Source organism: Porphyromonas pogonae (genome assembly GCF_036320655.1).
GTDB classification, from domain to species: domain Bacteria; phylum Bacteroidota; class Bacteroidia; order Bacteroidales; family Porphyromonadaceae; genus Porphyromonas; species Porphyromonas pogonae.
The window spans coordinates 2,608,067-2,623,702 of the sequence record NZ_CP143258.1 but is presented as its reverse complement, the minus strand read 5'-3'; the positions used below and the strand labels follow the sequence as shown (position 1 = coordinate 2,623,702).

15 protein-coding genes and 1 pseudogene are annotated in these 15,636 nt (G+C 42.1%); 8 read left to right on the top strand and 8 right to left on the bottom strand.

All coding sequences use genetic code 11. The annotated features are described in order from the left end of the window. Nucleotides 1-193 precede the first annotated feature (193 nt). The 6 genes and pseudogenes from VYJ22_RS10465 to lptB form a co-directional block, all read right to left on the bottom strand. Nucleotides 194-685 carry a hypothetical protein gene (locus tag VYJ22_RS10465; RefSeq protein ID WP_329904001.1) on the bottom strand — a complete coding sequence of 164 codons (492 nt, stop codon included), beginning with the start codon at nt 683-685 and terminating at the stop codon, nt 194-196. Between the two features lie 201 nt (nt 686-886). Further along, nucleotides 887-1,968: pseudogene (locus VYJ22_RS10460) on the bottom strand (IS5 family transposase). Between the two features lie 483 nt (nt 1,969-2,451). Continuing rightward, on the bottom strand, nt 2,452-2,601 hold the full coding sequence (locus VYJ22_RS10455) for a DUF4295 domain-containing protein (protein WP_329904000.1): 150 nt from the start codon (nt 2,599-2,601) through the stop codon (nt 2,452-2,454). An 18-nt stretch (nt 2,602-2,619) separates the two neighbouring features. Then, nucleotides 2,620-2,808 carry a 50S ribosomal protein L33 gene (gene rpmG, locus VYJ22_RS10450; protein WP_329903999.1) on the bottom strand — a complete coding sequence of 63 codons (189 nt, stop codon included), beginning with the start codon at nt 2,806-2,808 and terminating at the stop codon, nt 2,620-2,622. Nucleotides 2,809-2,830: 22 nt separating this feature from the next. After that, a complete protein-coding gene (gene rpmB / locus VYJ22_RS10445; RefSeq protein ID WP_329903998.1) occupies nt 2,831-3,070 on the bottom strand; it encodes a 50S ribosomal protein L28 in 240 nt (79 codons plus the stop codon). A 133-nt stretch (nt 3,071-3,203) separates the two neighbouring features. Next, on the bottom strand, nt 3,204-3,944 hold the full coding sequence (gene lptB, locus VYJ22_RS10440) for an LPS export ABC transporter ATP-binding protein (RefSeq protein WP_329903997.1): 741 nt from the start codon (nt 3,942-3,944) through the stop codon (nt 3,204-3,206). Nucleotides 3,945-4,010: 66 nt separating this feature from the next. Here lptB and VYJ22_RS10435 point away from each other — a divergent pair, with 66 nt between their 5' ends. The 8 genes from VYJ22_RS10435 (at nt 4,011) to VYJ22_RS10400 (ending at nt 12,382) form a co-directional block, all read left to right on the top strand. Then, entirely contained in the window at nt 4,011-4,757 is a 747-nt protein-coding gene (locus VYJ22_RS10435) for an MlaE family ABC transporter permease (protein ID WP_329903995.1), read from the top strand. Nucleotides 4,758-4,784: 27 nt separating this feature from the next. Continuing rightward, the gene (locus VYJ22_RS10430; RefSeq protein ID WP_329903994.1) at nt 4,785-5,519 is read left to right on the top strand and encodes an ABC transporter ATP-binding protein; all 735 of its coding nucleotides are present in this window, start codon (nt 4,785-4,787) and stop codon (nt 5,517-5,519) included. A 34-nt stretch (nt 5,520-5,553) separates the two neighbouring features. Further along, nucleotides 5,554-6,273 carry a PASTA domain-containing protein gene (locus tag VYJ22_RS10425; RefSeq protein ID WP_329903992.1) on the top strand — a complete coding sequence of 240 codons (720 nt, stop codon included), beginning with the start codon at nt 5,554-5,556 and terminating at the stop codon, nt 6,271-6,273. Nucleotides 6,274-6,318: 45 nt separating this feature from the next. Beyond that, nucleotides 6,319-7,428 carry an RluA family pseudouridine synthase gene (locus VYJ22_RS10420; RefSeq protein ID WP_329903990.1) on the top strand — a complete coding sequence of 370 codons (1,110 nt, stop codon included), beginning with the start codon at nt 6,319-6,321 and terminating at the stop codon, nt 7,426-7,428. Nucleotides 7,429-7,452: 24 nt separating this feature from the next. Further along, nucleotides 7,453-8,445: a D-alanine--D-alanine ligase gene (locus VYJ22_RS10415; protein WP_329903989.1), complete on the top strand. Its 993-nt coding sequence runs from the start codon at nt 7,453-7,455 to the stop codon at nt 8,443-8,445. Between the two features lie 18 nt (nt 8,446-8,463). Further along, entirely contained in the window at nt 8,464-9,642 is a 1,179-nt protein-coding gene (locus VYJ22_RS10410) for an acyltransferase (RefSeq protein WP_329903987.1), read from the top strand. Nucleotides 9,643-10,578: 936 nt separating this feature from the next. Next, the gene (locus tag VYJ22_RS10405) at nt 10,579-12,039 is read left to right on the top strand and encodes an Ig-like domain-containing protein (protein WP_329903986.1); all 1,461 of its coding nucleotides are present in this window, start codon (nt 10,579-10,581) and stop codon (nt 12,037-12,039) included. Between the two features lie 175 nt (nt 12,040-12,214). Beyond that, a complete protein-coding gene (locus VYJ22_RS10400; protein ID WP_329903985.1) occupies nt 12,215-12,382 on the top strand; it encodes a hypothetical protein in 168 nt (55 codons plus the stop codon). Between the two features lie 13 nt (nt 12,383-12,395). On the opposite strand, the gene VYJ22_RS10395 is transcribed toward VYJ22_RS10400, so the two are convergent. Together VYJ22_RS10395 and VYJ22_RS10390 are read right to left on the bottom strand one after the other, a co-directional pair. Beyond that, on the bottom strand, nt 12,396-13,613 hold the full coding sequence (locus VYJ22_RS10395) for a bifunctional 3,4-dihydroxy-2-butanone-4-phosphate synthase/GTP cyclohydrolase II (RefSeq protein WP_329903984.1): 1,218 nt from the start codon (nt 13,611-13,613) through the stop codon (nt 12,396-12,398). Nucleotides 13,614-13,630: 17 nt separating this feature from the next. Further along, the gene (locus tag VYJ22_RS10390; RefSeq protein ID WP_329903983.1) at nt 13,631-15,577 is read right to left on the bottom strand and encodes an LptF/LptG family permease; all 1,947 of its coding nucleotides are present in this window, start codon (nt 15,575-15,577) and stop codon (nt 13,631-13,633) included. Between the last annotated feature and the right edge of the window lie 59 nt (nt 15,578-15,636).

Genomic DNA, 15,636 nt, shown 5'->3' with positions numbered 1-15,636 from the left:
TTGATGTTTTTATTTGCAACTTATTCTGTGTTAAATTTAGTCAAATTATTTGAATTAATAACATGTATGGGTAAAATAATGTTTAAATAACGTAAATAACTTTTAGTGTTTTCTCCATTTTTGCCTGTAGAACTATAAATCTCAGATAGCTTAGAAATTATTATTCCCTACAGAGAAGTGAGAGTAGAAGACTCTATTTTCGTTTCATTTTAATTGTTATTGTAAGGTTGTTAGCATTGAATTCCGTATCAATACTATCTCTACTGTGAATTTTTATTTTGTATGTCCTGGGTGTTAAGCTTGAAACTTTCTCAATATTCTCAGTAGACCATTGTCCTTCACCTTCAAAAGATTCTATTATCTTGGGGTAAGTGATTAGGAGGCCTTTGCTTTTATTTACACGATATACCCCGCGCTCACGGTGAGTGGTAGGGTCAAATCTATTTTTCATGAAAGTTTCTGTATAAATGGAATCGTTTTCAAACTTGATCGTAGAGTTGCGAGTAATTTCTTTGGCGGCCTGCATGTAATAATCAGGAACTTCACTTTTACTCTTGGTTACTATTACGTCTGTACGAACCCATTCTCCTTCCAGAAATTTTGTGCTGAGGGATTGTCCGCAAGAGGTAAATGTGCACAGGCTTAGGATTGCACAGGAAAATTGGGCTAAGAATGAATTTTTCATATAAAAAATGATATTTATGAGGATATGGTTAGTAAAGAATATAATCGGAGACTGTTGAAAAAGTCGGATCTAGAGACAGAGACAGAAGACGAGCAGTTTTCCGCCCGATTTTAGAGAACAGACGAAGGAATTTTGATTCTAATTTTCTTGATTTAGCTCATTTTTGAGCTACTTGAGGGGGCTTACCCTTCAATCGGGGGGTTAGCTTACGCTTTGTTGCATAAGTAGCCTTGGCGCACGTTTGAGATTGTAGGCCAAAGACTCAATGAGGTTCTGATAATGCGTTTTAGCAATCCTCGGTAGCGACATCGTCCTCCATGAAACCATCGTATAATGCTACCAAAGCTACGCTCTATTTGCCATCGCATGGAACTGATCAGCCTATTCAATTGCTTTTTACCCTCCTTCAGTGGCACTCCCTTGACTGCTTTGTGCATGATGCCATCTATCAGGTTGTGGTCGCACAGATAACCTCTGTTCCTCTTGGATGTGTAACCTTTGTCCGCTAATATCATTGTCTCTTGGGGGAGTTGAGCCTGCTCCAAAAGAGGAATGATTTGTGTCGTATCTGCCACATTAGCCGCTGTGGTGATTACTTCATGTATCAGTCCCCCGGTGTCTGTTAAGACGTGCTTCTTGTAACCGTATCTATATTTGTTGCATTTCTTTACCCAACGAGCCTCTTCATCTACGCCGGGTTTCGTTGAGCAGACTTTGACCTGGTATTCTTCCTCAGCCTCTTTCTCCTGATCTCTACGAGCATCCACTCGATCATCGCAGATCACAATTTGACACCCTCCCGTTGGTTTGTTGGGACTGTCAACAATGCTTGCGTCCACAATGGCGCCCTCTTTGATCTCCATGATGCCATGTTGTTTGAGTTGCTTGTTGAGAAGCTTGAATAGCTTTGCCATTAAACCTTTCTCTATAAGCTCCGGACGGAAGCAACAGATGGTCGAGTGATCGGGTGAAACGAAATCCATCGTCAGCCCTAGGAAGGCACTCCATGTGAGGGAATCGTTGATTCGCTCTTCTACTTGACGATCTGAGAGACCGTACCAAGTCTCCAAAAGCAGGATCTTGAAGAGCATAATGGGGCGGTAAGAGGAAGCGCCAAATGGGGTGTCTCCCTTAAGGCAATGTTTGTTGAGCAAGTTGGAGATGGGACGCCAATCTACAATGGTGTCAATCTGATACAAAAAGTTGTTTTTGGTGGCTTGGGGACGACGTTCTACTGCTAGTTCTGCAAAAGATGGGGCCTTGGTGTTCTTTTCCTTACTCATAGAGACTGTTTTGATTGCGGTTTTACATCTCAAATATAATGATATTCAGCGATATATACAAGATTAAAAGGACAATTCTCGTGCAACAGTCTCGACAAGTCTCTTCGCTTTTTACCGGGCAGTAGGGCTGTCCTTAGCTTTTGGAGTGATAAGGGCAGCCTTTCTTTTGCTTTCTTCCTTCTGGAGACCGTTGCATAGCAGGCCAATTGTTTCGTTGCTTGCGAGATTCACGCTTGGTCATTTACCTGAAGTAAACTCCCTGTGCACTCACTCTTAGCGCCTTGCACTTTACCCTCTCTGCCCGATCAAAGTGCCTTTTGTCGGCTTTGCCTCCAAAATCCATGAGACTGTTGACTTTTGCAACAGTCTCTTCTGATCGATTATTCCTGAAACAGGAGTGGAATATGGCTATTGTGATGAGCCAACAAAAAAGGCTGTTACTTTTTTCGGTAACAGCCTTGCTTGTATATCTGAGTAGTATTTTTACTTGAAGTATTCCTTAACAGCTTCGTTAGGAACCATTTCTTCTTGGAACGTGTAAGCTCCCGTTTTAGGAGACTTTACCATTTTGATAACCTTAGAATAGGTACGTCCGTCAGCTTTTTTAAACGAAGCAACCGCTTTCTTTGCCATTTTCTATGTCTCCTATTATTACTTGATTTCTTTATGTACAGTCATGCGCTTAAGGATCGGGTTGAATTTCTTCAGTTCCAAACGCTCTGTAGTATTCTTTCTATTCTTTGTAGTGATGTAGCGTGATGTACCCGGCATGCCGCTCTCTTTGTGTTCGGTACACTCAAGAATCACTTGTACTCTGTTACCTTTTGCTTTCTTTGCCATAATTTTCGATTCTCCCTTAGTGTTATGCGTTTAAATAACCTTTTTCGGCAGCACGCTTGATGGCAGCGTCAAGGCCGATCTTATTAATAAGTCGTAGTCCGGCTGCAGACACTTTCAGTTGTATCCAGCAGTCTTGTTCCGGCCAATAAAATTTCTTTATGAACAGGTTTACGTCGAATGTGCGCTTCGTTCTTTTCTTTGAGTGCGAAACGTTATTGCCGACCATTGCCTTCTTACCTGTAATCTGACAAATTTTAGACATTTCTTATTTTGTTTTTAAATTATTCCAAGATAGATATGTGTATCTCTGACAACATTGCCGGCTACCCGTAGCATCATTGAGTTCCGCACAATCAGGGTGCAAAGTAAACAAAAAAATTTGTTTTATGCAAAAACTACTCGGTAAATGTTTTTCTTCGGAGTTGAAAATCTTTACCAAGATACTTCTCTCGAACGATTTCATTTTCAGCCAACTGCTCAGCAGTTCCTTGGAAAAGTACCTTGCCTTCGAAGAGTAAGTAAGCTCTGTCTGTAATGCTGAGAGTTTCGTAAACATTGTGATCTGTAATGAGGATACCGATGTTTTTATGTTTCAGTTTGGCCACAATAAACTGAATATCTTGTACAGCTATGGGATCGACTCCTGCAAAAGGCTCATCCAACATGATAAACTTAGGGTCGATAGCCAGACATCGAGCAATTTCGGCTCGGCGTCTTTCACCTCCGGAAAGTCTGTCACCCAAGTTTTTTCTTACCTTTTCGAGGTGAAACTCTCCGATGAGTTCTTCCAGCCGTTCGTGTTGCTGCTCTTTGGTCCGGGGAGTCATCTCCAATACGGAGAGAATATTATCTTCCACAGACATCTTCCTGAATATTGATGCTTCCTGAGGCAAATAACCTATACCTGCCTTGGCTCTTTTGTACACAGGGTATTCTGTAATATTATTGCCGTCAAGAAAAATGCGCCCTTCATTGGGCACTACCAAGCCTACGGTCATATAAAAAGTTGTAGTCTTCCCGGCACCGTTAGGCCCCAGTAATCCTACAATCTCGCCTTGTTCTACCTCGATAGAGACATGGTTTACCACCGTGCGGTTGCGATATCTTTTTACTAAATCCTCTGTTCTTAGTATCATTGTTTTTATTGTTATCGTCAGACTACAAAGATAAGTGTTATATTTGTGTGTTAGAATTAATATTTTATGTTAACAAGCGCATTAGCAACTTTGGGTGATTATACCCTCCTGATGAAACGGACTTTTGCAAAGCCCGGGAAGCATATCATGTTTTATAGACAGCTGGTAAAAGAGATGTACGGGTTGGGTTTGGACTCACTCCCTATTGTGCTTATCATATCTTTCTTTATAGGCACTGTAATCACCATACAGCTTTCCATAAATATGACTAACCCGTTGATCCCCCGCTTTACCATAGGGTATTCGGCCAGGGAGATCATATTGCTTGAGTTCTCATCTACTATCATGTGTCTTATCCTTGCGGGTAAGGTAGGCTCCAGCATTGCTTCCGAATTGGGGACTATGCGTGTTACAGAACAAGTAGATGCCATGGAAATTATGGGAGTGAACTCAGCAAACTTTCTGATACTGCCCAAGATCATGGGACTTATGCTTTTTATTCCTGTACTGAGTATTATCTCTATGGGGATAGGTATATCCGGCGGATATGTAGCCTCTATGTTGGTCGATAATTTGCCTCCGGAGTCTTATGTGTTTGGGATTCAGTTCGGATTCAAACCCCGTTTTATCTTACACTCCATTGTAAAATCACTGGTATATGCCTTCATTATATCATCTGTGTCCAGCTATTATGGCTATACCGTAAAAGGAGGAGCATTAGATGTGGGTACTGCCAGTACTAATGCTGTGGTGAAGAGTAGTGTGCTCATCCTATTCTTTGATGTGATACTCACCAATTTGCTCCTTGTATAAAATTCTGACCTTTGCCCCGATTCAATTATGATAGAAGTAAAAGCGCTAAAAAAGAGTTTTGAGGACAAAGATGTTCTCAAAGGTATTGATGCTGTGTTTGAAACCGGCAAAACAAACTTGATTATAGGAAAGAGTGGTGCGGGCAAGACCGTATTCCTCAAGTCTATGATTGGGCTTATTATCCCTACTTCGGGAGAGATTCTTTTTGATGGAAGAGATATTGTGGGTATGGGGAAATCAGATTTGCTCATGTTGCGGCGAGAGATGGGTATGTTATTTCAAGGCTCGGCCTTGTTCGATAGCATGACTGTGCTGGAAAACGTGATGTTTCCTTTGGAAATGTTTTCCGACGAGTCTCAGGCAAAAAAACGTAAGCGAGCCTATAATTATCTTGAAAGAGTTGGTCTTGAAGATGCCGCTTCCAAATACCCCAGTGAAATAAGCGGAGGTATGATGAAGCGTACAGCTATAGCTCGTGCCATTGCTTTGGGGCCTAAATATTTGTTTTGCGATGAGCCTAATTCAGGGCTTGACCCCAAGACATCCCTGATGATAGACGAGCTGATACATTCTATCACCAAAGAAGATAACATCACTACGGTGATCAATACCCATGATATGAATTCCGTACACAATATCGGAGACAAGATCATCTATCTGAGAGATGGTGTCAAGGACTGGGAAGGCTCCAGCGAAACATTGGAAAAGGATGGGACGGAAGAGCTCAAGAAATTTGTCAATGCCGGCATTGATCGTAATTAATATAAAATTATAATGGGGAAATATATTCGTTAAGATGGAGAATAAGAAAAAATCAAGAATACAAGGGCTAAAGAACAGCTCGTTTTATACTAAACATCCTATTATTGGCAATATACTGCTGATGATATTACTCTCTTTCATCATTATTTTCATAGTCATGTTTGGTCTCGATTTTTATACTCGTCACAACTCCATTATACAGGTGCCGGATGTCAAAGGTAAGATGACGGCTGATGCAGCTCGAATACTCGAAGGCGCAGGCTTGCGATATGAAGTTGTGGATTCCATTTATTCCGACGAGTACCGTAAAGGTGCAGTTGTAGATGTGTCTCCTCAGCCGGGACATAAAGTGAAACCGGGACGTATCGTTTTTCTCACTATCAATGCAACTTCTCTTCAAAGAAAAGCTCTGCCCAACATTCTTGATATGTCTGGTAGACAAGCCATTACTTTGCTCAATAGTATAGGGTTCAGCAATGTGACAGTACAGATAATCCCCGGCGAATTTTTGGATTTGGCCAAGGGGGTGCGTACGCCGTCGGGCAAAATGCTCAAGGCCGGTGATATGGTGCCTATAAAAGAGCAACTAACCCTTTTGGTCGTAGGTAATGTAGCGGATACTACTGCTATTCAAGGTAACTATGCCGATACCCTTGGGGTAAGCGAAAAAGATAGTTTGTTCAAAGCTAATGCCGACAGCATAAGTAAATCCAAACCCAAGAAAAAGAAGGACGAAAACGAGAACTGGTGGTAACTTTCCATCACGTTACATTATATTTTAATTCACAAATTTTACTGCATGATTGAAGACCCGGACTTGGAATATGAAGAGGATTTCCCGGACGAAGACCTAGCCTCTGAAGTGGCTATTGATGATGCCGACTTTGATCAAGGTTCAGGTGATAAATTATATGAACATTACCGGGTAGTGGCAGATGCAGGCCAGTCGCTCATACGCATCGACAAATATCTTGTCGATCGCATGACACATACTACTCGCAATAGGATTCAACAAGCTGCCGAGGCGGGTTTTATCTTTGTCAATGACAAGCCTGTCAAGAGCAATTACAGAGTCAAGCCCAGAGACGTTATCACTTTGCAACTGAGACGTCCCAAACACGAACTCAAGATTATCCCTGAAGATATTCCCCTCAATATTATCTATGAGGATCATGATCTCTTGGTGATTAATAAACCTGCAGGTTTGGTAGTACATCCCGGTCATGGCAATTACACCGGTACGCTGGTCAATGCCCTTGCTTTTTATCTCAAAGACGATCCGCAATATGATCCCGATGATGCGCGTGTAGGTCTTGTACATCGTATTGACAAGGATACAAGTGGGCTTCTTGTTGTGGCCAAGAATCCGGAAACAAAAGCCGATCTGAGTCGTCAGTTTTTTTACAAAACTACGCATCGCTCATATAGAGCATTGGTGTGGGGTCGTTTTGATGAAAACGAAGGCACTGTAGAAGGCAATATAGGGCGTGATCCTAAGGATCGCTTGCTCATGACTGTGTTCCCCCCATTGAGTCCTATGGGCAAATCTGCCGTCACACATTACCGTGTTTTGGAAGAACTTGCTTTTGTGTCGTGGATAGAGTGTAGGCTTGAGACGGGACGTACGCATCAGATTAGAGCACATATGAAGTATATTGGTCATGTTTTATTCGGTGACCAAAGATACGGAGGAGATAAAATATTGCGAGGTAATACTTTTGTCAAGTATCAGCAGTTTGTACGCAATTGCCTGGAGATTTGTCCACGTCAGGCTTTGCATGCCAAGACTCTTGGTTTCAAGCATCCGAAAACGGGAGAAGAGTTGATGTTCGACTCCGAACTTCCCGAGGATCTTACCATTCTTTTAGATAAATGGAGGGCTTATGCCACTCAATTAGATAATGAATAAATAGCTATAGGGAATACTGATCCTATGAGTAATAAATTATTGAATGTTGCTATTGTAGCCGGAGGATACTCCGGTGAGTACGAAGTGTCTTTGAGAAGTGCTTCCGGTATCATGTCATGGATGGATGCCGATTTATTCAGTCCATACCTTGTGATTATTAAGAGAGATGAGTGGCAAGTTGCGCTCCCGGATGGAGCTGTAGTGCCGGTATGTCGCGATGACTTTAGTTTTTTGGATACCTCAGGGCAGCATATAAAGTTCGATTATGCTTTCATTACCATACACGGTACACCCGGAGAGAATGGGCTGTTACAAGGCTATCTGGATATGCTGGGTGTGCCTTATAATACGGGTGACGTGCTGGTAGAGTCGCTTACGTTCAATAAATTTGTTTGCAATAAATTCTTGAGTACTTTCCCCGGTATACGTGTGGCTCGTGCTTATCGTTTGGCCCATGGTGACACTATTCCCTCAACATCCGATATTGTATCTGATTTGGGGTTGCCTCTCTTTATAAAACCCAATGTGGGAGGATCCAGTGTAGCTACTACCAAAGTAAAGGATGAGGAGGGTATCATGCCTGCTATACAATCAGCTTTTGAAGAAGGGAATGAAGTGATGGTCGAATCTTTTATCAAAGGTACCGAGGTCACTTGCGGTTGTTATGCTCTTGGGGGGGAGATACATCCCTTACCTGTTACAGAAGTAGTAACGCACAATGAGTTCTTCGACTTTAATGCCAAGTACAATGGTCAAGTAGAGGAGATCACTCCTGCCCGCATTTCAGCCGAGCTTACTCAAAGCATACAGAGCCTCACGGCACAAATTTATCATCACTTGCGTACCAAAGGTATTATTCGTGTAGATTTTATCATCGAACCTGATGGTATACCTACACTACTTGAGGTCAATACCACCCCAGGTATGACACCTACAAGTTTTTTACCCCAGCAAGTTGTTGCTGCAGGTCTCGAAATGAAGACTTTATTGAGTGATATTATTATGGATCAAAAATAACCTAAAACATTACATAACATGGCCGATACACAGAGCGAAAATAAACGATTCGAATCTATCAGACCTCTGATGGATTGTGAGGTTACCGAAGCTGTGAACTATCTTGCTTCTCTACCTGTGCTTGAGGATACTTTTAATAACCTGCACTCCGGTTACCCTTGGGAGTTACTTGTAGCCAAAGCCAAAGAATGCCACACAGTGGAGGAATTTAAGCTTAGGATCAGCTTCTTCTTGGTGATGAGAATCGCAGAGAATACAGCTTTTTCCTTATCTCTTTCGGGTAAATCCAAACTTAATAGTAATACCCCTTATACATTTATATCCAATCACCGGGATATCATCCTTGATTCTGCTTTTCTCAACGTATTGGCTGCCGATGCAGGGCTCAAAATACCGCAAGTAGCGATAGGCGACAATCTCCTACTCGATGAGTGGGTAAAGATTTTGGTCAAGCTAAACAATAGTTTTATTGTCAAGCGCAACCTCAAGGGGCGCGACACGCTCTTTGCCGCCAAAGAACTCTCGGAGTATATGCATGAAAACATAGTTCAGGGCAATTCGCAGTGGATAGCACAACGTGAAGGTCGTGCCAAGGATGCTAATGATACTACACAGCTAAGCCTCCTCAAGATGCTGGCAATGGGTGGTGCTTCGAGTGATTTCATTGAGAGTATCAAGGAGCTTAATATAGTACCGCTTACCTGCTCATACGAGTATGATCCTTGTGACTATCTCAAAGTACGTGAGATGCAGTACAAGCGAGATAATGAGAATTATAAGAAAACCCCTCAGGAGGACGCCTTGAATATGAAGAGCGGTGTTATGGGCTATAAAGGCAGAGTGCACCTTACGCTATCCCGCCCGCTCAATGAGATCATAGACCGTATATCTCCTAAATTGCCCAAACAAAACCAGGCAGAAGAACTGGCTAAACTACTCGACAAAGAGATCCATAGCAACTACCGCTTATATCCCGGAAATTATGTGGCGCTCGACTTGCTCAACAAAACCGAGCTATATGCATCACATTACAGTGAAGAGGAAAAACAGTTTTTTATTGATTATATTATCGGTCAGGTAGCCAAGATAGAGGTGGAGGAAGGCTATACCAAAGATATTCCTTTCCTATACCATAAGATGTTGCAAATGTATGCCAATCCGGCTATCAATAAGTTGCGTACCGGTAAAGCAGAGTAAGCTCACACGAGCAAGTGACAGCTTTGAATGAATAAGAGGTTATCCGTATCATTACGGATAACCTCTTATTCATTCACACTAGAGACCGTTGCATAGCAGGCTAATTGCTTCGTTGCTTGCGAGATTCGCGCTTGGTCATTTACCTGAAGTAAACTCCCTGTGCACTCACTCTTAGCGCCTTGCACTTTACCCTCTCTGCCCGGTCAAAGAGTCTTTTGTCGGCTTTACCTCCAAAATCCATGAGACTGTTGACTTTTGCAACAGTCTCACTAAATCTTATCATCCATGTAGAGGCTATGATCTGCCAATGCTGCTCCGTCGAAGCTATTTTTATGATTACACTTATGTCGGTAGGAAATGAGAAATTCGGGTATAACCGGTGAGATAAGCAACAAGCCTTGACAAGCAAAAAATTACAATTGGAATTTATGATAATGACCCAAGCTAAATCATTCCTTTTTTACCAATAAGAAGATCTCTGAAATCAACTTCAAATATTGAACATATCAACTTCAAAATTTGACGAGATTAATCTCAAACTTTGACGAGATCAACTTCAAAGATTGATCTGGGTGTTTTTTTAGAAATATTTTTCAGCTTGTTCAAGCTATGGGATAGTAGATATATAACACCGCATTACCTTCTTATCCGGAACCTCAGAACTTATTTTTAGTGTGCATGAATAAAAAATATAAAGCTGAAATCAGGAAAATACCATAAAAAGATATACTTTTAGATACCATACTTTTGTTTTAGAGATTGGTATGGGCGAACTTTCAGTTATATATTAATGAAATCTTGATCTCTGCATCGTCTCTAACGATCTTTCTTACAGTCAGTATATCGTCAGATATGTTTTATGATAATGCAGTAGCCGGATGTATGGATTACATCCGCTTATATATATCAATAACTTAACTCAAAAAAATTACAGCAATGAAATACATCGTTTATTTTATATCTGCCATATGTGCGAGTCTTCTCATTGTATCATGTGACAAAGAAGATAGAGTATCACTCCAAAAAATCTCTATTGACCCTACTTCTCTGAATATCCAAGTGGGTGCATCACAAAAGCTCAAACTGACCGCAGAGCCTTCCGATTTTGTTTTGGACAAGGTAGCATGGAGCGTCAAAGACAAGAAAATCGCTTCCGTAGATAATAATGGCTTGGTAAAAGCTCTTAGTGTAGGAGAGACGGAAGTTTATGCTGATGCGGAAGGGAAGCGTGCCATGTGTAAGGTAGTGGTGAAGCCCCAGCCTGTGACTTCTATGCGTATAGTGCCTAGTCAAGCTAATTTGCAAGTGGGACAGTCTCTTGCTCTCAGTGTAGATGTTGTACCTGATGATCCTTCTTCTAAAAAAACACTTATTTGGTCAAGCTCAGATAAAGCCATAGCCACAGTGGAAAAGAATGGCATTGTCACTGCTATAAGCCCCGGAAAGGTAATAATATACGCCAGTATTGGCGACGTGAAAGCAGAATGTCACTTAGTTGTGGAAAATAATAAAAATCCACTTTTTTATGTTGCAGAGTTTAACCTCGAAGCGGTAAATAAGTTTGCAAGTGGTGATCCCCAAACAACTATGGGCGGTATATTCCAGTGGGGACGGAACGTGGTTTTTGATAATAAAACGGAAACTATAGATACCTATGATAATCAAGTCGCTCCGGACGATGCACGAGTGTGGGGAAACTTGTACTTTACAAACAAACATGATAAATCTTGGATGACAGGGAGTACCAAGACTGACACCTGGAGCTCTGTGGTAATGAAAGCGCATGGTGCGCCAAAAAGCTATATAGGTGATAACGGAGGTGATCCTTGTCCCAAAGGTTATCACATCCCAACCTCATCACAAGGACGGATTTTTACGGGTTTATACAAAGTAGGTCCCAATTTTAAACTCAATAGTGATTACTCCGGTACGGAAACTGTGAACTTCCAAGGTCACAATATGACCTATACAGCTCAGTATAGAGCTACACCCAATAATATCGTTTACGGAATCAAGATGAAAGGGGTATCTAATGATGAATATGCCTGTGTATTCAAGTGGGAGAAAATGTCTAAAAATAATGTGATTTATCTCAAGATTACCGCACGACATGTAGGCGTAGAGGTACGCAAGCTTAGTTTGGACAACATTTCTAATCCTCAATATTGGGAAAAAGATAACAAAAATGATATCTCTCGTTACTTTCCCAGTGCGGGATTCAGGTACAATGATGACGGCTCTCTTGATGGTGTAGGGGAGAACGGTGAGTTTTGGTGTGCTGATACAGGCTTTGAAAATCACGCATGGCATATAATCACTGCTCCGGACTTAGTATCTACCTTTTACAGAGCTCGTACATGGGGACAATCGATCCGCTGTGTTTCTGAGGCTTATTAGAAATTCTTCCGGGAGACAAGTGTTTACATGATAGTTTTTGCTATTGGAGACTGTTGCAAAAGTCAACAGTCTTGTGGATTTTGGAGGCAAAGCCGACAAAAGACACTTTGACCGGGCAGAGAGGGTAAAGTATAAGGCGCTAAGAGTGAGTGCACAGGGAGTTTACTTCTGGTAAATGACCAAGCGCGAATCTCGCAAGCAACGAAGCAATTGGCCTGCTATTCAACGGTCTCTATTGGTAAAAGTATATATGACCTCACTCTCCAATAAATATCAAAGCCCAACCTTGCACACAGAGCATGGTTCGGCTTTGATATTTATTGGGCTGCTATACGGCTTATAAGGCGTGAATGACTTTATTTGATATTATGAAGGGTGTGTCCCATGCGTTCTTTTTTGGTCTGCATGTAAAACATATTGTATTTATTGGGCTCTACTTCTATGGGTACGATCTCCGATACTTCCAATCCGTATGCTTCGAGTCCGATGCGTTTTACGGGATTGTTAGTAAGCAGTTTCATTTTGGTTACACCCACTGATTTGAGTATCTGCGCTCCCACACCATAGTCACGCTCATCAGCATCATGCCCAAGATGGAGGTTGGCATCCACAGTATCCATGCCTTCTTCCTGTAATTTGTATGCTTTCATCTTGTCCATAAGCCCTATGCCACGTCCTTCCTGATTGAGGTATACCACAACGCCCTTACCTTCTTTTTCTATCATGCTCATAGCCTTGTGAAGTTGCTCGCCGCATTCACAACGCATAGAACCGAAGATATCGCCTGTAGCACAGCTGGAGTGTACTCTTACTAGTATGGGTTCATTGTCGTCAATATTGCCTTTGATGAGTGCTACATGCTCCAGTCCGTTGCTTTTCTGCTTGAAAGGAATGAGTTTAAAATGCCCCCAATGTGTAGGCATATCTACTTTTACTCCCTCTTCTACAATACTCTCGTTGCGTAGGCGGTAAGCGATAAGATCTTTGATGGAAATGATCTTGAATCCGAATTCACGTGATACTTCTATGAGCTGAGGTAAACGAGCCATGGTGCCGTCCTCATTGATAATCTCGATGAGAGCTGCAACAGGTTGTAGCCCGGAAAGACGAGCCAGGTCCACTGCTGCTTCCGTATGTCCTGCACGGCGTAGTACACCTTTGTTTCGAGCACGAAGCGGGCATATATGCCCCGGGCGTCCCAGATCGGACGGGTGAGTATTGGGATCAGCAAGCGCCAGGATGGTCTGGCACCTGTCGTACATGGATACCCCTGTTGTGCAGCCGTTGCCCAGTCTGTCTACTGTGACAGTAAAAGGAGTTTCGTGTACAGATGTATTGGTAGGGACCTGCATTTCTAACTCCAACTTCGCAGCACGATCTTCTGTAATAGGTACACAAAGTACACCCCTGCCGTAGCGCATCATGAAATTGACTTTTTCAGGAGTTACTTTTTCAGCGGCTATAATAAAGTCGCCTTCGTTCTCACGATCCTCATCATCAACAACGATGACAAATTCACCGTTACGAAAATCTTCTAAAGCTTCTTCAATTGTATTTAATCGGAAGTTATCCATAGTTATATTTTAGTTGTTTAAATCTTCTTATCGTTGTTTATTATAGCTTTTATTTCCTCCAAGACGTTGGTGAGTACGTTGAGATCTCTCACAATGTGCTTCCTTTTGTGAGCAAAATATATGCTTAAAGGTAATGATATTGGGACGATTACCCAAAGAACTTTACTCAGTATCTTATTCTGTGGAATCCACATGCTCAGCTTTTGCGGGAAAAGAGGGATGTCCATAAGTTTGACTATGATAAGCGTATTAGCACTGTTTCGCAAGTCATCGATGATGGCTTCCACCTTCGTCCTTATCTCGCTGATGGTATAGTTGTATTCCGAGTGAAGCGGTATCTTGAAGGCTGATTGGCTGATAAGTGGCAGTTGCATATATCTCTTGATATCGGATTGCAATTGAGCGATGTCGGCAAGAGCCTTTTCTTCATCGGCATATACCATAATCACCTCTTTGAACTCTACTTTGCGTACAGCCTTACGTCCGAAGAGCTTCTTGAAGAAATTGGCGTAAGCATCGGTGTTGAGTGATGCGGAGTCTTTGGTGGCCTTATAGGTGAGGAAAAATCCGAGTGGTAACAAGATGAGTGTGCTTAGCCACATACCCAGGGCAATGTTTATCTCTCCGCTTCGAGCCATTTTGAAGCCGAAAGTATCGATCATATAATAGATGATAAACAATACAACTGATGCCACGATGGGAGTGCCCAACCCTCCTTTGCGGATGATAGCTCCGAGTGGGGCTCCGATAAAAAAGAATACGATGCAGGCTACTGGGAATGTGAATTTACGGTGCCACTCTATCGTATTGATGCGGTATTTATAATTCTCTTCATCCTGCAGATACTTTCTGTTGTTGAGCTCACTTTCCAATAGCTCTACTCTGGAGATGGCATTGGCTATGGCTGATGTGCTATCTTCGTAATTACTCGCTTTGGCAAGTGTATCTAAGGGGTATGACTTTTTGTTATCTATAGCGAGTATCTTTTGCCTGTATTGTTTGGCTGTCGTAGTTGTGTCTGATTCGTATGGCATGCTACTGCTGTAACGCCCTGCAAACTGTATGGCCGATATAGCCTGGGAATTGGCAGTACTGACGCTGTCGGCAATGACTGATACGGAGTCAGCATAGTGCTGCAACTGAAAGAGGTTTTTACCGACGTATTGAGACTTTAGCTCGTTTTCGTCGATCATCTTGAAGTTGGCGTCAAATGCTATGACTATTTGCTTTTTTGTAAAACGCTCTTTGGCAAAAGAGCTGGGGTCATTGGAGATAGTCGAAAAGTCCTGACTCTTGAGGTTATAAAAACTCTGTCCGCTGAAGAGTGAAAGAGTGAGAAACTGCTTGCTTGCATCCATTACCAAGCGAGCAGAGTCCGCAGCTATAATACGTGTGTTTTCAAATCCTTGAGAGTGGTCGTAGATGAGGACTTCTTTGAGTAGGCCGTTCTTTTTGTCTTTTTGTTTCACAAAGATATTGTAGCCTTTGATACCGCTGTAGAAAGTCCCTTCAGGGATCTCTAATTCAGGTGCAGAGTTGCGAGCGGATAGCAATATGGTAAACATCTTTACCTGTGACTTGATCATCAAATCGTTTTGGAAGATAAACAAACCCAATGCGGCAGTGAGTACGGCTACAAATATGGGGTACATGATTTTGTACAATGGTAAGCCTGAGGATTTCATAGCAAGTAGCTCAAGGCGTTCGCCCAAGTTGCCAAAAGTCATAAGCGATCCTAAGAGTATACCCAGAGGTAAAGCTAAATTGACCAATGACAAGGCGGCATAGAACATGAATTGCATGAGCACATCCATACTCAAGCCTTTGCCTACCATTTCATCTACGTATTTCCATAGGAACTGCATGAGCACCACAAACCAGCAGATAACGAAAGTCATCAGCAGAAGAGGGATGAAGGTCTGGAGTATATAGGTATATATTCTTTTTTTTAAGACTACTTTCATTTTTACGAATAAATATTCTGCTTATTCAGAGGTACAAAAGTAATCATTTTATATCAATG